The following is a 25,491-nucleotide window of genomic DNA, read 5'->3' on the forward strand; positions in this document are numbered from 1 at the left end:
GGGGGGGGGGGGGGGGGGGGGGGGGGGCCCCGCGGGGGGGGGGGGGGGGGGGGGCCCGGGGGGCCCCGGGGGGGGGGGGGGGGGCCGCCCCCGCCCCCCACCACCCCGGCCGCCCGCAGGTCGGCGACGGTCATGTCGAGGTACGGCCCGGACGGCAGGCGGTGACCGGCGTGGGTCACGGTCGCACCGCGCTCGAACCGCGCCGCGGCGAGCAGCAGGCCGGAGACGAGCTGGCTGGAATCCGACGCGTCGACCGTCACCGCCCCGCCGGAGACCGCCCCGGTGCCGCGCACGGTGAAGGGCATCCGGTCGCCGTCGATGTGGGCGCCCAGCTCGCGCAGCGCGCGCAGCAGCGGGGTGAGCGGGCGGTCCCGCATCCGGGGATCGCCGTCGAAGCGCACGTCCCCGCGGGCCAGTGTCGCCAGCGCGGGAGTGAAGCGCGCGACCGTTCCCGCGTTGCCGCAGTCGATCGCGGCCGTGCCCCGTACGGCGCCGACCGGGCCGGTGACGACGATGTCCGCGGCGCCCTGGTCCGCGCCCGGCTCACCCGGCCTGCCCGGCTCAGCGCCGCCTGGCGCGGCCTCGTCGGTCACCGTCGCGCCGAGCTCGCGCAGGGCGGCGGCCATCAGGACGGTGTCCCGGGAGCGCAGCGCCCCGCGCAGGCGGGAGACCCCGTCGGCCGCCGCGGCCAGCACGAGCGCCCGGTTCGTGCCGGACTTCGAGCCCGGCACGGTGACGGTCGCCCGGACCGGACCGGTCGCGACCGGAGCCGACCACGGGTCGTCCTGCCCGCGCTGCACTTCGGTGATGGTGGTCACCGTGCCAGCATGCCGGATTCCCGGCGCTAGTCGGGCCGGCGGGCCGAGGCGATCAGGTGAATACCGATTGACTCGCCCTCACGCTCGGCGGCGAGCTCTACCTCGGTGCGCACCAGGGTCGGGAAGCAGGAGACGTCCTCGGCGACGGCCCGGCGGACCGCCTCGGCGGAGAGCACCGTGCGCGGGCGGATCCAGTCGACCTCCAGACCGGCACTGGTGAGCAGGGCGCGCAGCTCCTCGGGCCAGAAGCACCGGGTGATGGTGCCGTCCTCGGCCGGGACGAGCACGACGTCCGCGCGCGGCACGTCGGACAGCTCCGCCCAGCGGTGCTGCTCGGCGAGCCGGGCGAGCCCGAGAAGCAGGGAGTCGACGCACAGCAGCAGCCGGCCGCCCGGCCGGAGCATGCGGTGGATCTCCTCGAGCGTGGTCTCGGTAGCCAGGCAGAACGACAGGGCCCGTGCCTCGGCGAGCACGGCGTCGAACGAGCCGGGACGGAACCAGTCCAGCGAGCGGGCGTCACCGACGACCCGCCGCACGGCCCCCGGGCCGGGCGCAGGCTCGCTCTCGCCCGGCGTGTCCACGCTGCTGAGGCTCCCCACGACCCGGACCACCTCGTGCCCGGCCGCGACCATCTGGCGTGCGAATCTGGCCCGCGGGCCGGAGACGTCCAGGACGCGGACCGGATCGGCGGGCAGCCACTCCTTCAGCTGGGCCGAGGCGACCTCCTCGTAGAAGGCCCAGTAGGGGTCGTCACTGCCGGCGGGGGCCTCACACACCAGCGTGTTGGAGGACCCCCGGGACGAGTGAGTGTCGGCGTCGGGGCCAGACAACATGGACCGTTCCTACCCTTCAAGGGGCAATGATGCGAGGCACGTCACATGCGCAAGGTGAAATTCTGACAGATGTTCGGGCCGACCACGCAGTGTCCTTCCCGGGCGGCTCGGACGGAAGTGACCCGGCCGAGCCGCCGGCGCCGGTCAGGGCGACCGCGACGGCAGGCGAGGATCCCCTCCTTGTGGACGGTGGACGACTGCGGGTGGTTCCCGTCCCGCCACGCGCCGAGGTTGTCGGCACCGTCGTCCTCCTGCACGGGGCGGGCAGCGGCACCGACACGCCGGCGCTGACCGCGCTCGCGGAACGCCTCACCGCCGCCGGGATCCGGGTGGCCGCACTGGAGATGCCCTACCGGGTGGCCGGCCGGCGCGCCCCGGACCGCCCCGCCCGGCTGGACGCCGTGCTCACCGCGGCGGTCGCCGCGCTGGGCCCGCCCGACCGCCTGGCGTTGGCCGGGGCGTCGATGGGATCGCGGGTGGCGGTGCGCTGCGCCCGTGCCGTCGGTGCCCGCGCGGTGCTGGCGCTGGGCTTCCCGCTCGAGCCACCGGGCGGGAAGCCGTCGCGCGGGCCGGAGCTGGCGGGGGCCGGCGTCCCCGTCCTCGTGGTGCAGGGATCGCGCGACGCCTTCGGCATGCCGGTGGCCGACCCGTCTCGCGGGATCAGGGTGCACGTCGTGGCGGGGGCTGACCACTCGTTCCGGGTGCGGGTCCGGGACGGCCGGCCCGTGGGGGAGGTGATCGGGGAGGCCGCGGAGGTGGGCGCGTCCTGGCTGCTCGCCCGCCTCGGGGACGAGCCCTCCGGCACGGTCGGGCACGAGCTCAGGGACACGGTCGGGCACGAGCCCGGAGGCATGGTCGGAGACGGGCCCGGCGGCACGGCCTGAGCGCGCCGCGGCTGAGTGCTCACGTCTGTTTCGGTTACCCACCCGCGACCCGTTCGACCCACCTGACCTCCGGGAATCAAAAGCGGCACCCCGCGGGAATCAAGAGCGGCACCCGCCGGGAATCGAGAACAGCCCGCGGTGGTTGGCGCCAGTGGAAGCGCGGGAGGCCAGGCGTGGCCGGTGTCGCACGGAGGTGGTGCGACCGCCGGAGTGCCCGCGTCACGGAGGTTCGATGACGTTCCAGCACAGCACACCAGGCCCGCCCTCGCAGGATCGCCGGGTGACGGGGCCGGGCCGCGGGCGGCCGGCCGCCGCGCCGGTGCGCACCAGGGCGGTGGCGGGGGTATCGTCCGGCGCGGAGAGCGGTCCAGTCAGGACGGCAGCCGGCGGGCCGGCGATCGGTTCCCGGCGGGGCGAAGGAGTGATCCTGGTCGACGAGACCAACGACGAGTCCACCCAGGAGCGCGGCGCCCGGTTCGAGCGGGATGCCCTGCCGTTCCTCGACCAGCTCTACGCTGCCGCGCTGCGGATGACCCGCAACCCCGCGGACGCGGAGGATCTCGTCCAGGAGACCTTCGTCAAGGCGTTCGCGGCCTTCCACCAGTTCCAGGAGGGGACCAACCTCAAGGCCTGGTTGTACCGCATCCTGACGAACACGTTCATCAACACGTACCGCAAGCGCCAGCGGCAGCCGCTGCAGAGCCCGACCGAGCAGGTCGAGGATTGGCAGCTCGCCGAGGCGGAGTCGCACACGTCCACCGGCCTGAAGAGCGCCGAGGCCGAGGCGTTGGAGCACCTGCCCGACAGCGACATCACCGAGGCGCTCCAGGCGCTGCCCGAGGACTTCCGGATGGCGGTCTATCTGGCCGACGTCGAGGGGTTCTCGTACAAGGAGATCGCTGAGATCATGGGGACGCCCATCGGCACCGTGATGTCACGGCTGCACCGAGGGCGGCGTGGTCTGCGTAAGTCGCTGGAGCAGTACGCGCTGGAGCGCGGGCTGGTTCCGGCCGGGTCTGCCGAGAACGAGGGCGGTGGGTCGTGAGCTGCGGAGGACCTCACAACATCGATTGCCGCAAGGTGCTCGACGCGGTCTTTCTTTACCTCGACGGGGAGTGCAACGACCCGCAGCAGCACCTGATCCGGGCACATCTCGACGAGTGCTCGCCGTGCCTGCGGGAGTTCGGGGTCGAACACGAGGTGAAAATGCTCGTCGCGCGCAAGTGTGGCGGGGAGCGGGCACCGGACTCGCTGCGGCTCAGCGTGCTGGCCCGGCTGCGCGCGGCCCGCACGAGCGCCGACGCGACCGAGTACCGCCCCGACTAGGCGAGCGGCCTCCCCGCGGAGCGGGGAGGCCGGCAGCGGGTGGTTAGGCTGCCTGCTGTGCGTATCCTCGTCACCGGCGCGGCCGGTTTCATCGGTTCCACCGTCGTCGATCGGATGCTTGCTGACGGTCATTCGGTCGTGGGCATCGACGACCTGTCGTCCGGGCGCATGGAGAATCTCGCGCAGGCGGCGGCCGATGCCCGGTTCTCGTTCGAGAAGGGCGATATCACGTCGTCCGATCTCGGTGACTTCGTCGCCCGGGTCCGCCCCGACGCGGTGGCTCATCTCGCGGCGCAGATCGACGTCCGGATCAGCATCGCCGACCCGCTGCTCGACGCCCGGCTGAACGTTCTCGGCACGATCAACGTGCTGGAGGCGGCCCGGGCCGCCGGGGTGGCGAAGGTCATCCACACCTCGTCCGGCGGGTCGATCTACGGCACGCCGGCCGCGCTGCCCGTCGACGAGTCCGTGCCGCCCGCGCCCGAGTCGCCGTACGCGGCCGGGAAGGCCGCCGGCGAGCTGTACCTCAACGTGTACCGGGTGACCTACGGTGTCGCGACGACGGCGCTGGCGCTCGGAAACGTCTACGGGCCCCGCCAGGACCCGCACGGCGAGGCCGGGGTGGTCGCCATCTTCGGCACCGCCATGCTCGAGGGGCGCCCGACCAAGATCTTCGGTGACGGCGCGACCAGCCGGGACTACGTCTTCGTCGGGGACGTCGCTGACGCCTTCGCCCGGTGCGTGCCGGCCCAGGCGGCCAACGGCCTGCGGATCAACATCGGGACCGGCGCCGAGACCACCGTTCTCGACCTGCACAGCCGCATCGCGCGGGTGGTCGGGGTGCCGGACGAGCCCCAGTTCGCCCCGCCGCGCCCCGGCGAGCTGCAGCGCATCAGCCTGGACGTCGGCCTCGCGGAGCGGGAGATCGGCTGGCGGCCGCGGATGGACCTGGATGGCGGGCTCACCCGGACCGTCGACTGGATCCGGGCCCGGATCGGCGCCCGCGCCGCCGCCTCCGGCTCGGCCGGCGCGACCGGCTGACGAGACCGGCTGACGAGACCGGGCGGGAGCGCTGGGCGTCCCACCCGGTCCACCTGTCAGGTGTTCGGGCGCTTGCCGTGGTTGGCCTTGCTCTTCGCCCGCGCGCGCCGCTTGCGCTTCTTCTTCGCCATCGTGAACTCCTCTCCGCCGCTCTGAGCACATGGTCGCTCTGGGCACATACTGCCAGCCGCCGGCTGCCGCGCAGCGGCGGCGGACCCGGCTGGCCGGCCTACTCGGCGGTGTGGCCGCTGTCGACGGGGCGGGCGAGGCCGATGGTGGGGCCGGAGTCCGGGCCGGCGCCGGCGCGTCCGCCGAGCCTGGTCTCGTCGCCGGGCGGGGGCCCGTCACGCCGTGGGGCACCGTCACCGCCCGGATGATCGTCGGCGGGTTCGCGGTCGGCCGGCACGTCCCCCGCTCCGGGGCGCTCCGTCGCGGCCGTGGCGCCCACGGGTCCGGCCGGGTCGTCCGCGGGCCCGGTCATGGTGGGGACGAGCGGTGGGGTGCCGTCCCGCTCCGTGCGCTCGTCGCCGGGCGGGCCCTCGGCGAGCGGCTCCCCGGCCGACGGGTCCTGGTCCAGGACGTATCCGTCGTCCTCACGGTCCCCGTCGCGCCCGTCGCTCTCGAGCCCGTCACCCTCGTGATCCCTGACGTCCTCGTGGTCTCTGCCGTGCCCGTCGACGCGGGGTCTCTCGTCTTCGAGGTGCTCGTCGTCGAGGTGCCCCTCGTCGTCGCCGGGCCCGTCGCCGTCGCCATCGCCGTCGCTGTCGTCCGCGCCGTGTCCGTCGGTGTCCGGTGCGCCAGCGGCCCGCCGGGGCCGGGCGAGGCCGGCGGCGAGCCGGGCCTGCAACGTCCGCCGTGCCCGCACCGGTGCCACCGCGCCGAACATGCCCAGGCCGGCGGCCATGAGGACGTCCCCGAGGCTCACCACGGCCGGTGCGCCCGGCGTCGGGAGCGGCAGGATGTCACTGATCAGGCGCAGCGACGTGTCCCCTCCCGCCACCGTGTGGAAGTGCGAGTCGCGGATGCTCTGGACCGATACGCCGGCCCGGTCGGCGGCCCACGCCGAGACCGGCATGTCCCCGCTGTTGGCGCTGATCACGAGCGCGTTGAGCAGCACGCCGGCGCACAGCAGCGGAAGGCCGGGGAGCCGGCGGTTGGCCACGGCGAAGACCACCAGACCGGCCGACGCGAGGATCCAGGCCGGGCTGTGCAGTGCTCCGACGAGCCTGCCGACGGCCAGCACGACCAGTACGCCGACGAACAGCCAGGGCCTGGCGACGTGGACGCGACTGAGGGCGTCGAGGGTCCCGCCCCTCGCGAGCCCCACGGCCAACCCGCACAACAGGGTCAGGAGGAGGAGTACGAGCACATCCGTAAGTGTGGAGGGTCGCCGCTCGATCGCGCAGCACCGCCCGCCGGTGTGACCCTTCCGCGACGGGCCCGGGACGCAGCGGCGCCGCCGACGGCGCCGACGACGAGGTCGCGCACCCGTGCCCGCATGGGCGCCCGATCCGGCGCCGCGCACCGGCATGGCCCGGGGGTGTGGGTCGTCCTCCCGGCCGGGCGCGGCCCCGCCGCGGGTAGTCCGGATGGCGCGTCGGGTCGATTGCGATCCTGCGCCGACCCGGCGGCTACTACGCTCACATCAGCCGGCGCCGCAGCGCGGTCGACCGGGCGCAGCGGTCGACGTGGAGAAGGGGATTCCGATGTCCGAGGAAGTCCGTGCCGAGATGGTCGCCAACGTCTGGAAGGTCGTCGTCGGTGTCGGCGACTCGGTCGCGGCGGGTGACGCCCTGGTCATCCTCGACTCCATGAAGATGGAGATCCCGGTGATCAGCGAGGAGGGTGGCACCGTCGCCAGCATCGCCGTCAACGAGGGCGACGTCGTGCAGGACGGGGACCTGATCGCCGTCGTCGACTCCTGACCGGTCACCGGTCACCGGTCACCGGTCGCGGGCCGGGTGCCCTAGGCTGCTCTGTCATGGAGGCCTCGTTCTGCGACCGGTGTGGCCAGCTCGCGAGCATTGGCAGTCATGACGCCTGCGCGCGGGCGCGCGCGCTGGAACCACCGCGGTACTGCTCGTCCTGCCGGCGTCGCCTCGTCGTCCAGGTGACCCCGCTGGGCTGGAGCGCGCGCTGCGCCGAGCACGGGACGTCGGTGTCGGCCTGACCCGTGGCCGCTTCCCAGTCTTCCCCGCCTTGGCCGCGGGGCCGGCTCGTCCCACTACCCGGCCCTGGGTCGGTAGCGGGGCTCGTGGTCTGGACGAGTAGTCCGACAGTTTCGCCCTCGGCGCCGACCGCCCAGGCTCCGGTTCGCTTCCGCGCGCTCGGCTACTCGCCGTTTGGTTTCTTTCTCGCCGTTTCAGACGGCACGCCCTGCGACGTTCGCTCTGGAAGGGCGAGAAGGATGTCAAACGGCGAGCAGGCCACCCCGACGTGTAGGGGTTTTGTCCGATAAATGACGGCTGACCGTGCCGTGGTCACCACGAACCACGGTCGACCGCGGTGCTCCGCGGAACACCCGAACTCCCGCGAGCCGTGGTCACCACGAACCACGGTCGACCGCGGTGCTCCGCGGAACACCCGAACCGGACACGAACCCCCGATGATAGATCAACATCAGGGTGACGGAAGGTCGGGACTCACTTGCTCAGAGCGTGGCCTGCAGGGACTTGATCGGCATCCGCAGCTCGGTGAGCATGGCCAGGTCGCTCTCCGGATTCTTGCCGAGCGTGGTCAGGTAGTTCCCAACGATCACCGCGTTGATGCCGCCGAGCATTCCCTGGACATCCAGGTCGCCCAGCGTGATCTCGCGCCCGCCTGCGTAGCGCAGGATCGTGCGGGGCAGCGCCAGCCGGAACGCGGCGATGGTGCGCAGGGCCTCGCGTGAGTCCACCGCGGGCAGGTCACCGAACGGGGTGCCGGGCCGCGGGTTGAGGAAGTTCAGCGGCACCTCGTCCGGCTCCAGAGCGGCGAGCTGGGCGGCCAGCTCGGCGCGCTGTTCGAGGGACTCGCCCACCCCGATGATCGCGCCGCAGCACAGCTCCATCCCGGCGGCGCGGACGAGCTCGCAGGTCTCCCAGCGCTCCTCCCAGCTGTGGGTGGTGACCACCTTCGGGAAGTGCGAGCGCGCCGTCTCCAGGTTGTGGTTGTAGCGGTGCACGCCCAGGCCGGCGAGCTCGTCCACCTGCTCCTGGGTGAGCATGCCGAGCGAGCAGGCGACGTTGATGTCGACTGCCGCCCGGATCGCCGCCACGCCCTCGCGGATCTGCTCCATCAGCCGCTGGTCGGGGCCGCGGACCGCGGCGACGATGCAGAACTCGGTGGCGCCGGTGGCCGCCGTGGCCTTCGCCGCCTCGACCAGGGACGGGACGTCCAGCCAGGCGGAGCGCACGGGGGAGTCGAAGCGCCCGGACTGGGAGCAGAAGTGGCAGTCCTCGGGGCAGCCGCCGGTCTTGAGGCTGATGATGCCCTCAACCTCGACCTCCGGCCCGCACCAGCGCAGCCGCACCTCGTGGGCGAGCGCGAGCAGGTCGCCCAGTGCCTCGTCCGGCAGCTGGAGGACCGCGAGCACGTCCTGTTCGTCGAGCCCGCGCCCCTCGTCGAGCACCTGCCGGCGGGCACGGGCGAGAATGTCGTCGTCGAGGGGTCGGGGCGCCTCGGCGACGACGTCGGTCTCGACGGTCGGGGGAGTCTGCGCGGGCGTGGTCGTAGGCGCGGTCACAGGTGCGGTCACAGGTGATCTCCATCAGGAGGTCGTGCCGGCGGCGTGGCTCGCGGCCACCGGTCGGGCTGGACGTCCGTCTTCTCGTATCAGCGGTCGGGTGGCGGGGGCTGTGGCCGGCGGAGGCCGGTCGATCCGCGCCGAGACCATTGTTCAGTCATCCTCGTGACTCGTGCCCGTGTTGTGATGTGAGTCCGGCCGGGGTCGTCACACGGCGTACCGGCGTCGGAACTCCGCGGCGTTGAATGCGCCGCCGAGGGCCGGTTCGAGCGAGGATCGCGCGATCTGCAGGAACTGCCCGGTGCCGAGCAGCCCGGCCCCGGCCGGCACCGCCCCGGCCAGCGGCCGCGCGGCGAGCAGCTCGAGGTCGACGATGTTGCTGCGCGCGGCCAGGTCGGGCTCGGCCGGCCAGGAGCCCACGACGATGCCCGCCAGGTCGAGCCCGCGGTTGGCCATGACCTCCAGGGTGAGCGCCGTCGCGTTCAGCGTGCCGAGCCCGGCGGTCGTGACCACGAGAACCGGTGCCGCCAGCGTCCGGGCCAGGTCGGCGAGGGTGGAGCCGTCGTGGTCGTACCGGACGAGCAGACCGCCGGCGCCCTCGACGAGGACCAGCCCGCGGTCGGCCTGCAGCCGCCGGACCGCCACCGCCACCGTGCCGAGGTCGGGCGTGGGCAGGCCGGCCCGCCGCGCGGCGCTCACCGGCGCCAGCGGGTCGGCGTACCGGCTGAGCTCGTGCACGTCGTCGACCCCGGAGAGGTCCCGGACGAGGTCGACGTCGCCCAGCTCGCCGGCCCGGACGCCGGTCTGCGCCGGCTTGACCACGGCGACCGCCGTCCCCCTGTCCGCGGCGAGGGCGGCGAGGGCGGCGGTCACCACGGTCTTGCCGACCTCCGTCCCGGTGCCGGTGACGATGAGCACGCTCACGGCGCGGGGAACCGGCCGATGGCGTCGATGATCACGCCGACCGCGCGGCTCACATCGGCCTCGGTGAGGTCGGCGCGGGCCGCCACCCGCAGCCGGCTCGTCCCGGCGGGAACCGTCGGGGGCCGGAAACAGCCGACGGCGACCCCGGCGTCGCGGCAGGCCGCGGCGACCGCTACGGCCCGCTCGGGATCGCCGAGCACCACCGACACCACCGCGCCGGCCGGCTCCGGGGCCCCGGTCGCGGCGGCGATCTCCCGCGCGCGCCGCTGGACCCGCTCCGGGAGGTCCGGGTGGCGGGTGAGCAGCCGCAGCGCCGCCAGCGCGGAGCCCGCGCACGCCGGAGCCAGCCCGGTGTCGAAGATGAAGGTCCGGGCCGTGTCGATCAGGTGGTCACGCAGCGCTGCCGGCCCGAGGACGGCACCGCCCTGGCTGCCCAGCGACTTGGAGAGGGTCACGGTGGCGATCACGTCCGGCTCGCCGGCCAGCCCGGCCGTGGCGAGCGCCCCGCGCCCGCCCGGGCCCACGACGCCGAGCCCGTGCGCCTCGTCGACGAGCAGGACGGCACCGTGTCGCCGGGCGACCGCGTGCAGGGCGGCCAGCGGGGCGAGATCGCCGTCCGCGGAGAAGATCGAGTCGGTGAGGACGAACGCGCGCCGCCAGGAACGTGTGGCCAGCGCCTCGTCGACCGCGTCGACGTCCGAATGTGGCGTGACCAGGACGTCCGCGCGGGACAGCCGGCAGGCATCGACCAGTGAGGCGTGGTTGCGCTCGTCGGAGAGCACCAGGTCACCAGGCCCGGTGAGGACGGTCAGCATCGCCAGGTTGGCGGCGTAGCCCGAAGAGAAGACGAGCGCGGAGCCGAAGCCGAGGTGTTCGGCGAGCGCGGACTCGAGCTCCCCGTGCAGCGTCGTGGTGCCGCTGACCAGCCGGCTGCCGGTGGACCCGGCGCCGAACGCGCGCAGCGCGGCGATGCCGCCCTCGACCACCTCCGGATGGCGAGCCAGCCCGAGGTAGTCGTTGCCGGCGAGGTCGAGCAGGAGATCACCGTCGGTCCACGGCTGCAGCGAGCCGTGTGCGGGCAGCGCCGGCGCGCCCGTGGGCCCGCGCTCGGCGCGGGGCGCCCGGGGGCGCAGCACGCGGTGCAGCCCGGCCTCGGCCCGCAGTCGGGCCGCCTCGCCCAGCCAGCCGAGCGGGGTAGAGCTGGCGGCGGGGCCGTTCGCGTGGCTGGCCGCGCCGCCCGCGGGGCCGGGCACGGTGCCGGCGGGGCTGGCCGGGACGCCGTCCGATGCGTCGGCCGAGGTCGCGGATGGGGTGGTGATGGTGCTGTCGGGCGTCACGTCGGCGAGCGTACGGCGCATTCCGGCCCGGCCGCCCGGCACGCCCACCACGGCATCTGGCAGTCTGCGTCCCGTGGGAACCCTCGCCGACGCCCTGCGAGCGAGCACCGATCTCAGCGGCGACGACATCGACCATCTCCATGCGCTCGTCGCGGACTGGGCCCTGCTCGCCGATCTGTCCTTCGCGGACCTGCTGCTGCTTGTCCCGGTGCGGTCCGGCTCGGTGCGGGCGGGGCATGCCGGCGGCATGGAGTTCCAGGTCGTCGCGCAGGTACGTCCCACGACCGGACCCACCGCGTATCACAACGACGAGGTCGGCAGCGTCGTCATCAACCGGTGGGTCGTGCAGAACGCCTGGCGCGAGCACCGGATCGCGCGAGAGGGCGAGCCTGAGTGGGACGGCGGGGTGCCGGTGCGCACCGAGGCGATCCCGGTGCGCCACGGCGACCGGGTGATCGCCGTCCTGGCCCGGGACACCAACCTCGCGACGACCCGGACGCCGAGCGCGCTGGAGTCCGCCTACCTGCAGGGCGCGAACAACCTGGCCCTGATGATCGCCGAGGGCGCGTTCCCGTTCCGGGGCAGCTCCGCCGAGCTGCCCGAGGCGCCGCGGGTCGGTGACGGCATGATGCGCCTCGACGGCGCCGGCAAGGTGATCTTCGCCAGCCCGAACGCGCTGTCGGCGTACCGCCGGCTCGGCCACACCGGGAACGTCACCGGTGAGGACCTGCGCACCGTGCACCGCGCGCTCAACCTGCCGGCCACGACACCCGCGGTCTGGCACGCGATCAGCCGGCGCCGGCCGGTCGAGGTCGAGATCGAGGTGGGCAGCACGGTCGTGCTGCTGCGGGCCATCCCGCTCTTCCCCGGCGCGATCCGCGAGGTGCTGGTCCTCGTCCGCGACGTCTCGGAGCTGCGGCGCCGGGAGGCCCAGCTGCTGAGCAAGGACGCGACGATCCGGGAGATCCACCACCGGGTCAAGAACAACCTGCAGACCGTGGCGGCGCTGCTGCGCCTGCAGATGCGCCGGACGAAGGCGGATGAGGCCCGCGACGCGCTGCGCGAGTCGGTGCGCCGGGTGACCTCGATCGCCGTCGTCCACGAGACGCTCTCCCAGACGCTGGGGGAGTCCGTCCCGTTCGACGAGATCGCCGACCAGATCACCTCGGTGACCGTCGACCTCGCGTCGACCGGGACCCGCGCGACGACCAGGCGGATCGGGTCGTTCGGCCGGCTTTCGGGCGAGCTCGCCACGCCGTTGGCCCTTGTGCTCTCGGAACTTCTGCAGAATGCTGTCGAACATGCGTTCGATGGATCGTCGGGAGCGATCGAGCTCCGCGTGCGGCGCGCCGAGGACCGCCTCGACGTCGTGGTCGCCGACGACGGCGCCGGCCTGCCGGACGACTTCCAGCTCGAGCACTCACCCCGGCTCGGGCTGCAGATCGTCCGTCAGCTGGTGCTGGGCGAGATGCGCGGGACCATCCGGCTGCAGGCCGGTCCGGCACGAGGGACCGAGGCGCTCCTGTCGATCCCACTTTCTTGAAGTTGTGTGTTTGGGCCTCGCTGGCGCGGGTATGCAGGCCAACGTGTCCTCTGTTCACGACCCGCGTACGGCGGTCGTGTCGTCGCCGCAGGGCGGTCGTGGCGGATCGGGCGTCGCCGATGGTGCCGGCGGGGAGGCCGAGTACCCCGAAGGGGATGCCGACCCGAAAGATTTTTCGGCCGCTCCGTCCGGGTCCGCGCAGGGGTGTGCGCCGGACCAGCGGACAGAGCGGCCGATGGTGATGCGTATCGTGAATCTCGCCTCGGGCATGCGTCGATCGACCCGCGAGCGGATGGGAACGGATCACTGCGTGGCTCCGCAATGGACATCCGGTCCGTCCGTACGCGGACAGGCGGTTCACGATCATTGTTCGGTTGTGCGCGGCCTACCTCAGGCAGGCCTGATCGGTCCTGATGCCGACCGGCTCGATCGCGCCCAGTGTGGGGCGCCCCGGGCTTTGGTGGTCCGGACTCAGGCGGTCCGGACTCTCAGCCGCACCTGGCGCTTGAGCGTCCGACGTTCATCCTCGCTCAACCCGCCCCAGACGCCGGAATCCTGCCCGGTGTCCAGTGCCCAGTTGAGGCAGTCACTGGTGACTGCGCACCGCCTGCAGACGGCCTTCGCCTCTTCGACCTGGCGTTCTGCCGGACCGGTGGTACCGATCGGGAAGAAGAGCTCGGGGTCCTCTTCACGGCAGAGCGCTCTGTGGCGCCAGTCCATGCGTACTACTCCCTCTCTCGTCTCGGGTCACACTGCACATCAGACGCTCGGTGAGCCGCCTTGGTTGCGTCGCGTCCCAGAAGAAAATTCCGGATGTCTGATCGGGTCGCGGCGACCGGGGCTTGTGCGAGTGCATGTGTGCGGACCCAGCTGCACGTGCATCCACCTCGGACATTCGCCACCCTCCCACCGGAACGGGCAGGGGCGCAAGAACCTGCATGGTCCGTCACGCCCGGTCTGGCCGCTACCTGTCCGACAGGGACACAAGCGGACCACCGATCACCCTGCCCTACGTCGGCCGGTGGTCATCACGAGTGGATCCCGTGGTTTGTAGTACTTCGAGGCCCTTCGGATCATGTTGAATCGTTGTGGCGTAACGATGGGTCGGCTCGCCCCGCGGGGTCAAACGATGTTGGCCTGTCGGGTGATGCCGGTTAGTCATCTCGTGCTAGGCTGCCCTCTTGGTGTCGATCTGGCTGTCGCCGTGTGGAGTGGCGCGGTCGGCCGGCGTAGCACTGAGGACCACGCAGGCAACCGCGCTGACAGCGGGGCATACGACCAGCACGTGAACTGACCGCAGGTAACCGACGGCAGGTGAGTCGCGGAACACCCGACCGATCCACTCTCCACGCGGCGTGATCGCATGGAACGGACCGCGCAGGATGGGGCGATGGAGGTTCTTGGCCATCGTGGAAGCCGGACACCCGGTCCGGAGAACACGCTCGAGGCGGTGGACGCCGCGTTACGGGCAGGTGCGGACGGCGTCGAGCTCGACGTGCGCCGCAGCGCCGACGGCGACCTGGTGTGTGTGCACGACGCGCGGCTGCCGCGGTTGGGCGGTCGGGCCGTCATCCGCCGGTCGACCAGTGAGCTCGCCAGCCGTGGCATCCCACTGCTGACCGAGATGCTCGACGTCTGGGACGGCCGTGGCCGCCTCATCCTGGAGATCAAGAACCAGCCGGGCCAGCCGGATTTCGACGCTCCACGCGAGCGGACGGCCCGCGCGCTCATCGAGCTGCTGCGGGCTCGCGGGCTGCCGGGCTCCTCCGTCGCCGGCGCGCACCTCGATCAGGCGACAGCGCCGGCCCCCGGTGCGCCATCCGACGTCGACCCACAGCTCGCCGCCGGTGCGCCGCCCGGCCCCGGTGCGCCATTCGCGAACGGAGCGCTTTCCGCGAACGGAGCGCCTTCCGCGCCCGGCTCGGCGGGCGGGTCGGCCGGCGAATCGAATGGGTCGAGCTCCACAGGGAACCCGGCGCCGGCAAGCCAATCTGTGTCGGGAATCACAGTCTCGTCCTTCGACTGGTTCGCGATCGAGGCGATCCGCGACGCCGGGCTCGGCGTCGCGACCGCGTTCCTCACGATGCCGCGGATGTCGGTGAGCGGCGGGGTCGCCTACGCCCGCTCGGCGGGCCACACGGAGCTGCACGCGCACGTGTCCGCCGTGCTGGGCGTGGCCGACGCGGTCCCGCGCGCGCGGCGGGCCGGCCTCCGCCTCGTCACCTGGACGGTCACCGACCCGGCGACGGCGATCGAGCTGCGCGACGCCGGCGTGGACGGCGTGATCTGTGACGACCCCGTGGGCGTCGGCCAGGCGCTGCGGCGCCCCTGAGCGGGCGCTCTCAGTCGGCTCAGGAGCATTCAGCCGACTCGTCCGGCTCAGGCGACGACGCTCAGGAGCCTCGGGCGATTCGGTCGGGCTAGGCGATGACGCGCAGTGCCCGCGGGTGGTCGGTGAGCTCCACCAGCTCGAAGTTCCCCAGGACCTCGCCGTCCATCTGCACCGCGACCGGCTGATCGGCCCGCAGGGTCACCGCCGCCGCGTCGTGCAACGTGACGACGTTGCGACCCCGGGGGGTCGGCTCGTCGCCCAGCATCTGGAGCCCCGTCCGCAGCACGCTCGACAGCCGGGCGCGGCGCAGCCCCACCAGGTCGAGGCCGGTGTCGAAGGAGGCCTCCGGGCAGGCGGCGACCGGCCGGTTGTTCAGGTAGGTCCAGGGCCGGGTGTTGCAGACGATCGCGAGCGACACCTCGACGGGCTCACGGCCCTGCGCCCCGCGCTCGGAGTGGTCGGCAGCCGCCCCGCCGGTCTCCCCGGTGCCGGCCGCCCCGCCGGCCTCGGCGTCCCGCGCGTCGCCGTCGGCCGCGTCGCCGTCGGCCGCGTCGCCGTGGGCCGCCGCGCGCCCGGTGGCCACCCCACCCAGGATGCCGCCCGCCGCGGTGATGCTGATCGCTGGGCCGGAGCGCCCGACCCGGCGGACGAGCTCGGCGGTCGCGCAGCGCAGGAAGAGCCCGGCGGTGCTGCGACGTCCCTTGTCGCGGCGGCGCTCGACCGCGGCGACCACATCGGCGTCGAGACCCATGCCGAGACAGAAGGTGAAGTAGCGGGTCTGGTCGCCGTACCGGGCCCGGCCCACGCTCACCTGCCGGGAGCGGCCCTCGCGCAGCGCGGCAAGCAGCTCCCCGGTGGCCTCCACCGGCGACGCCGAGTACCCGAGCGCTCGGGCGAAGACGTTCGTGCTCCCGCCCGGGACGACGGCGAGTGCCGGGCCCTCGCCCGCCGGGCCGCTCTCGACCAGGCCGTTGACGATCTCGTTCACGGTGCCGTCGCCCCCGAGGACGATCACCACGTCGACGCCGAGCTCGCGGGCCCGGGCACCCAGCTCCAGCCCGTGGCCGCGCCCCTTGGTGACCACCGTCTCCAGGGCGACGTCCGCGGCGAGAGCGGTGGTGAGCACGTCGCGGACCCGCTCGGTAGTGGTGGTCGCGACCGGATTGACGACCAGCAGCCCGCGCATGCCAATACGGTAGCCTGCGCAACCATTCCGGGCGTCGGCTGGGAAAACTCTCACACCGTCCGTGCGGATCCCGCGCCGTGGCGTGGGCCTCGCGGCGTGGTCCCCGGCGCCGTCGTGGCGAACGGGACGTAATCTCGGCGGATGGGTACCAACCGCGGCCCCGTCGGGGCGTCCGGCCCTGCTCCGGCACCGAGCGCGCGGGTCGTACCGCGTCCGCTGCTTGCCGCGGGCGTGCTGCTCGGCGTTGAGACAGCGGTGCTCGCGGGCCTGGGCGTGCTGCTGGTGGTCCGGGGCTTCGGTTCCGACATCGAGGACGTCGGCCGGGCGGAGACCGGTGGTGTGCTCGCTCTGGTGGGCGCGGCCTGCCTGGGCCTGGTGACCTGGGGGGTCCTGCGCGGCCGGTCCGGTTTCCGGTCGCCTGCGCTGGTGACACAGGTTCTGTGTCTCCCCGTTGCCTGGGGCCTGTTGCAGGGTGGTCTGTACGGCTATGGTGTGCCGCTGGTGGTAGTTCCGCTCGCGATCATCGTGTCCCTGGGCTTCGGCGGCGGGTACGCCAGGCCGGCCGGAGATGGCGACGCGTGATCGTGGCGGGCTGGGCGGCCGGGTGAGGAGCTGAACCGACCCGGGCCCAGGGGTCGGTTCGCCGGCAGGCTGTGCCGTGCGGCACCCGCGCCGAGCGCGGGCCGGACGGGCAGCGAACAGGACAGGCGTTGCTGGACGGGCTGCTGCTGGTGAGCAGTCAGGCCCAGGCCGGGCGGTTGGCCGGGCCAGGGGCGGGGGTGCGGCCCCGGGGCGTACCGAGTGCTGGTCGGCTCAGCCGTCTTCCAGTAGCCCGCGGCGGAGCTGGGCCAGCGTGCGGGCCAACAGCCGGGACACGTGCATCTGCGAGATGCCGAGCTCGTTCGCGATCTGCGACTGGGTCATGTTGCCGAAGAAGCGGAGCAGCAGGATGCGCTTCTCCCGCGGGGGAAGCTTCTCCAACAGCGGCTTGAGGGACTCGCGGTACTCCACGCCCTCCAGCGACTCGTCCTGCACCCCCAGGGTGTCGGCGACGGCCGGAGCCTCGTCGTCCCCGGAGTCGGGCGCGTCCAGCGAGACGGCCGAGTAGGCGTTCGCCGACTCGAGGCCCTCGAGGACCTCTTCCTCGCTCATCTCCAGGTGACGGGCGATCTCGCTGACCGTCGGCGAGCGGCCCAGCGACTGGGACAGCTCGGAGGTCGCCTTCGTCAGCGAGAGCTTGAGCTCCTGGAGCCGACGGGGCACCCGGATCGCCCAGCCCTTGTCGCGGAAGTGCCGCTTGATCTCCCCGACGATGGTCGGGGTCGCGTAGGTCGAGAACTCGACCCCGCGTTCCGGGTCGAACCGGTCGACGGACTTGATCAGCCCGATGGTCGCGACCTGAACCAGATCGTCGAGTGGCTCGCCGCGGTTTCGGAACCGCCGGGCGAGGTACTCGACGAGGGGAAGGTGCATGCGGACGAGTTGGTCGCGCAGGGCGGCCCGTTCCGGGTCCCCCTCGGGCAGCGACACCAGCCGGACGAACAGCGCGCGGGCCCGGATCCGATCCGGCGACCCGGCGCCGTGCCCGGACGAGCCGGAGCGGGAGCCCGCACCGGCAGCGTCGATGGCCTCGTCGGGCTGGGCCTGCTCGCCCACGGCTGAGGCGGGCGGCGGACCACCGTGCTCGGCACCAGGCCCGGATCCGCGTTCGGCCAGGCCGTCGGCCTCATGCGCCGTCCCGGTGATCCCGCCGACGTCGGGGCCGGCGATGTCAGCGCTGGCGACGTCGGTGCTGGCGACGTCGGTGCTGGCGATGTCGGTGCTGGCGATGTCGCCGGCACCGCGCTGGCTGAGTGCCACGACCGGGTCGCCCGCGCGGTTCGTGGGGACCGTACGAGGGGTGGTGGGTGTTCTGCCGGCTGAAGTCACGACGTGCCTACCGTGTCGCCGAGGGCCGCTGTGGCGGCCGCGCCGGAGCCGCGGACGTGCCCGGCCGGGGGCTCACCCAGGTCGGCCCGGACACCGCGGCGCTTCTGGAGGGCGATGCTTACCCGGGAGCCCGGACCGGTCGAGCTGGAGACGTCGCCGGCCAGCGCGGTCAGCACCGTCCAGGCGAACGTCTCGGTGGAGGGCGGCTCGCCGTCGAGGCTCTCGACGGTTACCAGGACCTTCATGACGCCGGGCTCGAGGGCGAACCTGCATTCCAGCGACGAGCCGGGAACGGCGGAGACGAGCAGCAGCGCGCACGCCTCGTCCACCGCGATCCGGAGATCCTCGATGTCGTCGAGGGTGAAGTCCAGCCGGGCCGCGAGTGACGCGGTGGCCGTCCGCAGGACGGTCAGATAGGCGCTCGCGGCGGGCAGGGTGAGCTGGACGACGTCGTGCGGGCCGCCGCCGTGGGTGGCCTCGCCCGAGGTGCCGCCGGAGTTCTCCGCGCCGCCGGTCGAAGGCGTCGGATTCACGTTCCTACCCCCAAGAGCCCGGGTCGTGCGAGGAAGGTCCTCGTCGATGATGTCGGTCTTCGTGCGTTTGTGTCGGGTGTTTCCGCCACCGGGTGTCGCTCGTTCGTGGATCTCGATCTGGCTGGGTCTGGCTCGGGTTCCGTCCCGTGATCGGTGCCGTTGCCGTTGCCGGCGCCTCGCGGTCGCCGGCGCTGCGAGGCGGGTTTCCCGCGACCCGTGGTGTTGTGTCCGTTTCCGGACGACACTCCGGTGCCGGCGCCTGCCCGATCCATCGGGGTGTTACTCCGATGATGGCCCTGCCGAGGAGGTCCGACTCGCGTGGGCCCCGTCGTTCACCACCGTACCCAGCCCGCCTGGGGTATCGCAGGTCGGGTGATCAGAAGAGGGCGCCGAAGGCCCGACTGGTCGCGGATGGCCGCTTCCTGCCCGGCCACCTGGGTGTTCTCGGCGCCGGGAGTGGCCGACCAGGTGGCCGCGGGCGGCCGGGGTGCCGGTGCGGAGGTCAGGTGACAGTGACCTTCAGGGCACGGTTTCAGTCGGGAAGGCGCACGTCAGGTAACACTGTCGTGATGTGGGCGGGGGCCGGCCAGCGTGTCGATCGCGCGGGCGTCCAGCCGCCAGGTGGTCCACTCCGAGGTGGGTGTCGCCCCCACCGACCGGTAGAAGGCGTGCGCGGGGGTGTTCCAGTCCAGGACGGCCCATTCCAGCCGCAGGTAGCCGCGGCGCCCGCAGATCCGGGCGAGCTCGGTCAGCAGCTCCCGGCCGTGCCCGGCGCGGCGTTGCTCGGGCCGGACGAACAGGTCGATCAGGTACATCCCGCTTTTCCCCGTCCATGTGGAGAAGGTCGGGTGCCACATCGCGAAGCCCACAACGTCGACCACGTCGCCGGCCGGGTTCGGCGACTCCGCCACCAGGCAGTGCGCCGCGGGTGGGTCGCCGAACAGGGCCGTGGTGAGGTCGTCGGCGGTCATCGCGACCGCGTCCGGCTCGCGCTCGTAGGCGGCGAGGCCGCGGACCAGGGCGAGGACGGCTTCGACGTCCCCGCGCCGGGCAGGTCTGATCATGTCCGCTCCCGGGATGTGATCATTTAGATCTCCGGTGGACGGGATCACAGGCGCTCGCCCCACCGGCCGACGGGACACCCGACCCACACACAAAACCGGGCGCCCCCGCCGGGATGGCACTCGGCCACCCGGCGGGAACGCCCGGCCCTACCTGTCGCCCGAGTCTCAGGCGGCGGCCTTCGTCTCCCAGAAGATCGTGGAGATCTCGTCGATCAGGTCCAGGAGCTTCTGGCCCTGCGTCGGGTCGACCGAGCCCTTGGCGCCGGCCGCGCCGGCTGCCTTGGTGGCCTGCCAGAACAGGTCATGCAGCTGGGGGTACTTCTCGAGGTGGTTCGGCTTGAAGTAGTCGGTCCAGAGCACCCAGAGGTGGTGCTTGACCAGCTCGGCGCGCTCCTCCTTGATGACGAGCGCCCGGGCCCGGAACTCCGGGTCCGTGTTGGCCTGGTACTTCTCCTGGATGGCCTTGACCGACTGGGCCTCGACCTTCGCCTGGGCCGGGTCGTAGACGCCGCAGGGCAGGTCACAGTGGGCACTGACGCTGATCGCGGGATGCAGCAGGCTCATGCCGCCGTCCTCTCTGTATCGCCTCGGGTCTGTCGCCCAGGGGCGGCCGCGTCCGCGCCGGGCGGGTCGGCCCTGGGTGGTTGCGATCGCGGGACGTGGATCGCGAGTAGGAGTCCGCGGACCAGTTTCCCGCCTTCTGGCAACCTACCCTCGTGAGGCCACGCGTTTCCGTGCGGGCGGTCGCTGTCCGCGGCGAGTCGATGCAACCAACCCTGAACGACGGCGACACATGCCTCGTGCTGTGGGGTGCGTCACCCAGACCGGGTGACGTGGTGGTGGCGCGGCTGCCCGAGCGCGGGCTGGGGGTCAAACGGGCCGAGTTCACCGACCCGGACGGATCCTGGTGGCTGCGCTCGGACAACGTGCGCGCCGGCACCGACAGCGCGACGTTCGGGATGATCCCGGCCGGCGACGTCCTCGGCCGGGTCGTGGCGCGGTACTGGCCGCGCCCGCGTGCACTGCGCCGCAGCCGGCCACCCCGGGCGTGAGCCGCCCGGGCGGGCGGTGGGTCAGCCGCGGCTCGCGCCGGTGCTCAGCGGCCGCAGCGAGTCGTAGAACGCCCGGCAGTCGGCGTAGGTGGGGAGCAGGCCCGCCGCCGCGGCCTGGCTCAGTGTCGGCGCGGCGGTGTCCTTCTCCGACAGCAGCGGGGTCAGCTCGGCCGGCCACGGCAGGGCCAGGTCGGGATCGAGCGGGTTGATCCCGAACTCGCGCTCCGGCGTGTACGGCGTGGAGCACAGATAGGTGATCGCGGCGCCGTCCGTCAACGCCATGAAGGCATGCCCGAGCCCCTCGGACACATAGAGGCCCCGCCGGTCGACGTCGTCGAGCAGGACGGCCGCGTGCGACCCGAAGGTCGGCGAACCGACCCGGATGTCGACGACACAGTCCAGCACGCGGCCGCTGACACAGGTGACGTACTTTGCCTGGCTGGGCGGCACCTGGGCGTAGTGCACGCCGCGCAGCGTTCCCGCCCGGCTGACACTGGCGTTCGCCTGGGCGAGTTCAAGCCGGTGCCCGGTCACCGATTCCAGCGCGTCGACGCGGAACCATTCGAGGAATGTTCCGCGCGGGTCGGAGTGCTGGCGAGGGGTGAACAACCAGGCATCGGCGATCGGCAGCTCGGTTACCTCCACGACAACGCACGCTACTAGGTTGGGCGCGGCGATTCCCAGACAGCCTCGTCGCCTGCCGTGTGCCGTCGGTGGACATCCCGCTTCGGCTGGTTGACATCAGGATCGGCCTGACACGCGGGGCTTCCACTCTGTGAGATGCCGGTCGGCGGATGGTGATCGCGGGCCGGCTCGAGTCGTGTTCGAAACCCCCGCGCGTCGCCTGTCGCACTCCGCAGGTCCACGGACGAACAACGCTCGCGTTTCGAGTGAATCGTCTCACGCTTTATCGGTCGTGGATGTGTCGCGAGGCACGAGATCATTGCCGTCGCGCCTGTGTGGAAACCGGCTTGAAACGCGGTGGATTCCGCACCCGGGTCGGACGATGCGGGCCGGTTTCAGGTCGTTTCCAGAAACGCAACGGCAGCTCCGGCGGCGGCCTTCCGGCGGGTTCCCGGGAGCAGGCCGGCGTCGGCCCGCGTCGGCTGGCGGGCGCGGCCGGGGAGCTGATCGGCTGATCGGTAGGGTGGCCGGCGCGAGGACGTGCGGCGGCCGGCCGCCGTGTGCCCTGGCTCCCGCCGTGCCCCGGCCCTCAGGTGGGGCTGGCAGGCGGCCGGGTGTGCCGGACCTGGCGGCGCGGACTTCGGCGGCACCGCCCGTCGGAGTCGGATGGGCGACAGGTAGGGAAACACGAGGCGACAGACGGTTGTGAGCGGCGGAGGTTGGACTCATCCCGGGAGCCCGACAAGTGCCATTACGTCACAGTTCAGCTACGTCACGGCGCCCGGGCGACGCACGCATGTTTCACGTGGATGTCATCCCGGGTTGGCCGCCGGTGAACCGGACCGGGAGGCCCGGAGCCTCGCACGTGCCATATTGGAAGCAGCGTCGGGCCACCCCCGTCGCAGGCATGTGGCAGTCCAGCCACCTCACACGTCGAGGTGGCGCAGCAGTGCCCGCCGCCCCGCGAACGCCCGATCTTCGCCGGGGCCCCGGGAACGTCCAGCCACGTCCGGTCAGTGACACCGTTCGCCGGACGGAACCGCCGTGGCTTGTCCGAGGAGCCCCTTTCGTGACCGCAACCACAGACCACACGACCCTCGACTCGTCCCTCGCGGCCCCGACCGATGGGCTCGTCTCGCCCGCGGCACCGGTGACGTCGCCGGGGTTCGACGGGCCGAGCCCGCGCCCGTCCGACGACGACCCCGCCTTCGCGCTGCACCGGGGCGGGAAGATCGGGATCGGGCTGACCGCGCCTCTGAACAACCGCGAGGACCTCTCGCTCGCCTACACCCCCGGCGTGGCCCGGGTGTGCACGGCGATCGCCGAGACGCCGGCCCTGGCCGACGAGTACACCTGGCGTTCCAACACCGTGATCGTGGTGACCGACGGAACGGCCGTCCTGGGCCTCGGTGACATCGGCCCCGCGGCCGCCCTGCCGGTCATGGAGGGCAAGGCCGCCCTCTTCAAGCACTTCGGCGGGGTCGACGCCGTGCCGATCTGCCTCGACTGCACCGACGTCGAGGAGATCGTCGACACGGTCGCCCGCCTCGCCCCGGGCTTCGGTGGCGTCAACCTCGAGGACATCTCGGCCCCCCGGTGCTTCGCGATCGAGTCGATGCTCCAGGACCGCGTCGACATCCCCGTCTTCCACGACGACCAGCACGGCACCGCGATCGTCGCGCTCGCCGCGCTGGAGAACGCCGCCCGGCTGACCGGGCGGACCCTCGGCGACCTGCGGGCCGTCGTATCAGGCGCCGGCGCCGCCGGTGTGGCCGTCACCCGCATCCTGCTCGCCGCCGGCATCGGTGACATCGCCGTCGGCGACAGTCGCGGCATGATCTACCCCGGTCGGGACGGCCTGACGACGGTCAAGGCCGCCCTCGCCGCCGAGACGAACAAGGCCGGCCTGCACGGCTCGATCAACGAGGCACTCGCCGGGGCGGACGTCTACCTCGGCCTCTCCGCGGGCAAGGTGCCCGAGGAGGCCGTCGCCACGATGGCACCGGAGGCGATCGTCTTCGCGATGGCGAACCCGGACCCGGAGATCGACCCCGAGATCGCCCACAAGTACGCCCGGATCGTGGCGACCGGCCGCAGCGACTACCCGAACCAGATCAACAACGTGCTGGCCTTCCCGGGTGTCTTCCGGGGCGCGCTGGACGTGCGTGCCAGCCGGGTCACCGAGGGCATGAAGCTCGCGGCCGCCCGGGCTCTCGCCGACGTGATCGCCGACGAGCTGGCCGATGACAACATCATCCCGAGCGTCTTCGACGAGCGCGTCGCGCCCGCGGTCTCGACCGCGGTTGCCGCAGCGGCCCGCGCCGACGGAGTCGCACGCCGCTAGCACCTCCGCCGCGGCAGGGCTCGGGTCGTCCGGAGCGCTGCGGGCAGGGAAAGACAGAGCCGAACGCGACCGCCGCGGAACCTCAGGGTTCCGCGGCGGTCGCCGTTCGGAGCCCTGGAGACCGCCGCCGCCCAGGAGCCCGGGGCGCCGCCACAGCTCGGGGGCGAGCCCGGATGGTGGCTCAGACCCGGCCGCAGCCGGGGCAGGGGCGGTTCTCGCTGGCTTCGGTCAGTGGGCGCAGCGCGCCGCAGCCCTTGTAGGAGCAGCAGACGAAGTCCGCTGACGGGACGATGATCACTGGATCGCCGTCCGTCACGAGCACCACCGGCGGTTCCGGTACGGGCACCGGCCGGCGCCGTCGCCAGCCGAACCGACGGCCGCCTGCGTCCCGGCCGCCCCCGTCCCGGCTGACTGTGTCCCGGCTGAGGGGGGCCGGCGTACTCCCCTGTGTAACCACGGGATTGAGTTCAACACATCCGGTCCGACCGCGCGACGGCCGGGCTGCCCGAAGCCTGTCGATCGGCCTGTGGTCGATCTCTCCGGCCTCCACGGCGTGCGGCGGGATCGGGGCGAACCATGACGAAGAGCAACGGCGGCGTCGGGCGCTGTCGTATGCCGCGTTCACCGGAACCGGACACGGATCGGACACAGGTCGGACCGAGCGTGGAACGGACGGTTCGGTGGCGTTGGTGGGGAGCGTCATCCTAGGGTTACCCTCGTGCTCGCCGCCGCCGCCGTCTCCATCAACCCGGACGACCCGCTGGCCGGCCTCGTGGTCGGCGACCAGCCGGAACCGGTCGTGCCCGAGGGCTGGACCACGGTCACCGTGCGGGCCGCCGCGCTCAACCACCACGACCTGTTCAGCCTGCGTGGAGTTGGGCTGCCGCCCGAGCGCCTGCCCATGATCCTGGGCTGCGACGCGGCCGGGGTCAGCGCGGACGGCGACGAGGTGATCGTCCACGCCGTCATCGGTGACTCGGCTCGCGGGGGCGGTGACGAGACCCTGGACCCGAAGCGGACCCTGCTCTCCGAGCTGCATCCCGGCACGCTCGCGGAGCGGATCGCCGTCCCGCGAGGGAACCTCGTGCCCAAGCCGGCGGCGCTGTCGTGGGAGGAGGCGGCCTGCCTGCCCACGGCCTGGCTCACGGCGTACCGCATGGTGGTCAACCGGGCGGGCCTGCCGGCGGGTGGTGGTGGGACGCTGCTCGTCCAGGGAGCCGGTGGCGGAGTGTCCACCGCGGCCCTGATGATCGGCAAGGCGGCCGGTCACACCGTGTTCGTCACCTCTCGGGACGAGTCCAAGCGTAGGCGGGCGCTCGAGCTCGGGGCCGATCTCGCCGTCGAGTCGGGCGCGCGCCTGCCGAAGCGCGTGGACGCAGTGATCGAGACGGTCGGGGCCGCGACCTGGTCGCACTCGGTGCGGTCACTGCGCCCGGGTGGACGGATCGTCTGCTCCGGCGCCACCAGCGGCCCGAACCCGCCGGCCGAGCTCAACCGGATCTTCTTCCTGCAGCTCTCGGTGATCGGTTCGACGATGGGCACGCGCGCCGAGCTCGCCGAACTGGTCGACCTCCTGGCGCGCACGGGCACCCGCCCGCTCGTCGACGACGTCCGCCCGCTCGCCGACGCTCGTGTCTCCTTCGGACGTCTCGCGGACGGCGAGGTCTTCGGCAAGCTCGTCCTGACCCCCTAGCCTCGCGTGTAGCCGGTGCCCCGGGGGACAGGGACGGACGGGAGTCAGAGGTCCGGGTCGTCGTCGGGGCGGGCCAGCCAGGTCGCGAGCTGCTCGACGGCGTCCTCGAACTGCGGGTGCAGGTCGACGAAGGTGCGCAGGGCGTCGGCGAGCGAGTCGAACGACACCGATTCCTCGCCGCGGCGGGCGGCCAGCTCCTCGATGCCCCGGTCGGTGAAGTACATGGTGGAAAGGTATCCGTCCCGAACAGGTCCGGCGGTGGGGGCGGGCCCGGGGTTAAGGGGGCCGCGGGCCGGGTGTAATA

At 72.8% G+C, this 25,491-nt stretch carries 27 protein-coding genes; 12 read left to right on the forward strand and 15 right to left on the reverse strand.

Annotated features, from left to right (window positions below):
* Together MXD62_RS02860 and MXD62_RS02865 are read right to left on the reverse strand one after the other, a co-directional pair.
* Window positions 1-818, reverse strand: an 818-nt coding sequence (locus MXD62_RS02860; protein ID WP_368862298.1) for a 3-phosphoshikimate 1-carboxyvinyltransferase, incomplete at its 3' end; no start/stop codon positions are given.
* A 26-nt stretch (window positions 819-844) separates the two neighbouring features.
* A complete protein-coding gene (locus MXD62_RS02865; RefSeq protein WP_020458602.1) occupies window positions 845-1,651 on the reverse strand; it encodes a methyltransferase domain-containing protein in 807 nt (268 codons plus the stop codon).
* Window positions 1,652-1,680: 29 nt separating this feature from the next.
* Here MXD62_RS02865 and MXD62_RS02870 point away from each other — a divergent pair, with 29 nt between their 5' ends.
* The 4 genes from MXD62_RS02870 to MXD62_RS02885 all read left to right on the forward strand — a co-directional run bounded on the left by MXD62_RS02870 (window position 1,681) and on the right by MXD62_RS02885 (window position 4,902).
* Window positions 1,681-2,535 (forward strand): alpha/beta family hydrolase, encoded by an 855-nt coding sequence (locus tag MXD62_RS02870; RefSeq protein ID WP_248827859.1) that lies wholly within the window; start codon window positions 1,681-1,683, stop codon window positions 2,533-2,535.
* 232 nt (window positions 2,536-2,767) lie between these two features.
* Entirely contained in the window at window positions 2,768-3,580 is an 813-nt protein-coding gene (locus MXD62_RS02875; RefSeq protein WP_248827860.1) for a sigma-70 family RNA polymerase sigma factor, read from the forward strand.
* The gene (gene rsrA / locus MXD62_RS02880; protein ID WP_248827861.1) at window positions 3,577-3,861 is read left to right on the forward strand and encodes a mycothiol system anti-sigma-R factor; all 285 of its coding nucleotides are present in this window, start codon (window positions 3,577-3,579) and stop codon (window positions 3,859-3,861) included. Before MXD62_RS02875 ends, rsrA begins: the two co-directional genes overlap by 4 nt.
* A gap of 57 nt (window positions 3,862-3,918) precedes the next feature.
* Window positions 3,919-4,902, forward strand: coding sequence for an NAD-dependent epimerase/dehydratase family protein (locus tag MXD62_RS02885; protein ID WP_248827862.1), 984 nt, complete (start codon window positions 3,919-3,921; stop codon window positions 4,900-4,902).
* A gap of 229 nt (window positions 4,903-5,131) precedes the next feature.
* On the opposite strand, the gene MXD62_RS02890 is transcribed toward MXD62_RS02885, so the two are convergent.
* Complete coding sequence (locus MXD62_RS02890; protein WP_248827863.1) at window positions 5,132-6,229, reverse strand: DUF5317 domain-containing protein; 1,098 nt, start codon at window positions 6,227-6,229, stop codon at window positions 5,132-5,134.
* Between the two features lie 379 nt (window positions 6,230-6,608).
* Here MXD62_RS02890 and MXD62_RS02895 point away from each other — a divergent pair, with 379 nt between their 5' ends.
* Entirely contained in the window at window positions 6,609-6,827 is a 219-nt protein-coding gene (locus tag MXD62_RS02895; RefSeq protein WP_020458608.1) for a biotin/lipoyl-binding carrier protein, read from the forward strand.
* A gap of 56 nt (window positions 6,828-6,883) precedes the next feature.
* Window positions 6,884-7,072, forward strand: coding sequence for a hypothetical protein (locus MXD62_RS02900; protein ID WP_248827864.1), 189 nt, complete (start codon window positions 6,884-6,886; stop codon window positions 7,070-7,072).
* A 480-nt stretch (window positions 7,073-7,552) separates the two neighbouring features.
* Here the strand turns inward: MXD62_RS02900 and bioB are convergent, their stop codons facing one another.
* The 3 genes from bioB to MXD62_RS02915 form a co-directional block, all read right to left on the reverse strand.
* A complete protein-coding gene (gene bioB, locus MXD62_RS02905) occupies window positions 7,553-8,638 on the reverse strand; it encodes a biotin synthase BioB (RefSeq protein ID WP_248827865.1) in 1,086 nt (361 codons plus the stop codon).
* A 195-nt stretch (window positions 8,639-8,833) separates the two neighbouring features.
* On the reverse strand, window positions 8,834-9,550 hold the full coding sequence (bioD, locus tag MXD62_RS02910) for a dethiobiotin synthase (RefSeq protein WP_071059377.1): 717 nt from the start codon (window positions 9,548-9,550) through the stop codon (window positions 8,834-8,836).
* Window positions 9,547-10,908 carry an 8-amino-7-oxononanoate synthase gene (locus MXD62_RS02915; RefSeq protein ID WP_248827866.1) on the reverse strand — a complete coding sequence of 454 codons (1,362 nt, stop codon included), beginning with the start codon at window positions 10,906-10,908 and terminating at the stop codon, window positions 9,547-9,549. The genes bioD and MXD62_RS02915 overlap by 4 nt, the downstream gene beginning before the upstream one ends.
* 52 nt (window positions 10,909-10,960) lie before the next feature.
* Between MXD62_RS02915 and MXD62_RS02920 the strand changes: the two genes are divergently transcribed.
* Entirely contained in the window at window positions 10,961-12,430 is a 1,470-nt protein-coding gene (locus MXD62_RS02920; RefSeq protein WP_041253694.1) for a sensor histidine kinase, read from the forward strand.
* Window positions 12,431-12,901: 471 nt separating this feature from the next.
* Here the strand turns inward: MXD62_RS02920 and MXD62_RS02925 are convergent, their stop codons facing one another.
* Window positions 12,902-13,150 carry a WhiB family transcriptional regulator gene (locus MXD62_RS02925; protein WP_018502284.1) on the reverse strand — a complete coding sequence of 83 codons (249 nt, stop codon included), beginning with the start codon at window positions 13,148-13,150 and terminating at the stop codon, window positions 12,902-12,904.
* Window positions 13,151-13,820: 670 nt separating this feature from the next.
* On the opposite strand from MXD62_RS02925, the gene MXD62_RS02930 reads away from it, so the two are divergent.
* On the forward strand, window positions 13,821-14,762 hold the full coding sequence (locus MXD62_RS02930; protein ID WP_248827867.1) for a glycerophosphodiester phosphodiesterase: 942 nt from the start codon (window positions 13,821-13,823) through the stop codon (window positions 14,760-14,762).
* Between the two features lie 88 nt (window positions 14,763-14,850).
* On the opposite strand, the gene MXD62_RS02935 is transcribed toward MXD62_RS02930, so the two are convergent.
* Complete coding sequence (locus MXD62_RS02935; protein WP_248827868.1) at window positions 14,851-15,948, reverse strand: diacylglycerol kinase family protein; 1,098 nt, start codon at window positions 15,946-15,948, stop codon at window positions 14,851-14,853.
* 141 nt (window positions 15,949-16,089) lie between these two features.
* Here MXD62_RS02935 and MXD62_RS02940 point away from each other — a divergent pair, with 141 nt between their 5' ends.
* Entirely contained in the window at window positions 16,090-16,530 is a 441-nt protein-coding gene (locus MXD62_RS02940; protein ID WP_248827869.1) for a hypothetical protein, read from the forward strand.
* A gap of 231 nt (window positions 16,531-16,761) precedes the next feature.
* Here the strand turns inward: MXD62_RS02940 and MXD62_RS02945 are convergent, their stop codons facing one another.
* The 4 genes from MXD62_RS02945 to sodN form a co-directional block, all read right to left on the reverse strand.
* Window positions 16,762-17,877 carry an RNA polymerase sigma factor SigF gene (locus MXD62_RS02945; RefSeq protein WP_248827870.1) on the reverse strand — a complete coding sequence of 372 codons (1,116 nt, stop codon included), beginning with the start codon at window positions 17,875-17,877 and terminating at the stop codon, window positions 16,762-16,764.
* Window positions 17,874-18,410, reverse strand: a complete 537-nt coding sequence (locus MXD62_RS02950; RefSeq protein ID WP_248827871.1) for an anti-sigma factor — start codon at window positions 18,408-18,410, stop codon at window positions 17,874-17,876. Before MXD62_RS02950 ends, MXD62_RS02945 begins: the two co-directional genes overlap by 4 nt.
* 551 nt (window positions 18,411-18,961) lie before the next feature.
* Entirely contained in the window at window positions 18,962-19,474 is a 513-nt protein-coding gene (locus MXD62_RS02955) for a GNAT family N-acetyltransferase (RefSeq protein WP_248827872.1), read from the reverse strand.
* Between the two features lie 165 nt (window positions 19,475-19,639).
* A complete protein-coding gene (gene sodN, locus MXD62_RS02960; protein ID WP_018502291.1) occupies window positions 19,640-20,038 on the reverse strand; it encodes a superoxide dismutase, Ni in 399 nt (132 codons plus the stop codon).
* A 152-nt stretch (window positions 20,039-20,190) separates the two neighbouring features.
* Between sodN and MXD62_RS02965 the strand changes: the two genes are divergently transcribed.
* The gene (locus MXD62_RS02965; RefSeq protein ID WP_368862299.1) at window positions 20,191-20,526 is read left to right on the forward strand and encodes a S24/S26 family peptidase; all 336 of its coding nucleotides are present in this window, start codon (window positions 20,191-20,193) and stop codon (window positions 20,524-20,526) included.
* Between the two features lie 21 nt (window positions 20,527-20,547).
* On the opposite strand, the gene MXD62_RS02970 is transcribed toward MXD62_RS02965, so the two are convergent.
* A complete protein-coding gene (locus MXD62_RS02970) occupies window positions 20,548-21,171 on the reverse strand; it encodes a dTDP-4-dehydrorhamnose 3,5-epimerase family protein (protein ID WP_018502293.1) in 624 nt (207 codons plus the stop codon).
* A gap of 1,048 nt (window positions 21,172-22,219) precedes the next feature.
* On the opposite strand from MXD62_RS02970, the gene MXD62_RS02975 reads away from it, so the two are divergent.
* A complete protein-coding gene (locus tag MXD62_RS02975; RefSeq protein WP_248827874.1) occupies window positions 22,220-23,494 on the forward strand; it encodes an NADP-dependent malic enzyme in 1,275 nt (424 codons plus the stop codon).
* A gap of 181 nt (window positions 23,495-23,675) precedes the next feature.
* Here the strand turns inward: MXD62_RS02975 and MXD62_RS02980 are convergent, their stop codons facing one another.
* Window positions 23,676-23,840 carry a hypothetical protein gene (locus MXD62_RS02980; protein ID WP_248827875.1) on the reverse strand — a complete coding sequence of 55 codons (165 nt, stop codon included), beginning with the start codon at window positions 23,838-23,840 and terminating at the stop codon, window positions 23,676-23,678.
* A gap of 372 nt (window positions 23,841-24,212) precedes the next feature.
* Here MXD62_RS02980 and MXD62_RS02985 point away from each other — a divergent pair, with 372 nt between their 5' ends.
* Window positions 24,213-25,187 carry a zinc-binding dehydrogenase gene (locus MXD62_RS02985; RefSeq protein ID WP_248827876.1) on the forward strand — a complete coding sequence of 325 codons (975 nt, stop codon included), beginning with the start codon at window positions 24,213-24,215 and terminating at the stop codon, window positions 25,185-25,187.
* Window positions 25,188-25,231: 44 nt separating this feature from the next.
* On the opposite strand, the gene MXD62_RS02990 is transcribed toward MXD62_RS02985, so the two are convergent.
* The gene (locus MXD62_RS02990; protein ID WP_018502297.1) at window positions 25,232-25,411 is read right to left on the reverse strand and encodes a DUF6104 family protein; all 180 of its coding nucleotides are present in this window, start codon (window positions 25,409-25,411) and stop codon (window positions 25,232-25,234) included.
* Between the last annotated feature and the right edge of the window lie 80 nt (window positions 25,412-25,491).

The organism is Frankia sp. Mgl5, assembly GCF_023242985.1.
GTDB lineage: Bacteria > Actinomycetota > Actinomycetes > Frankiales > Frankiaceae > Parafrankia > Parafrankia soli.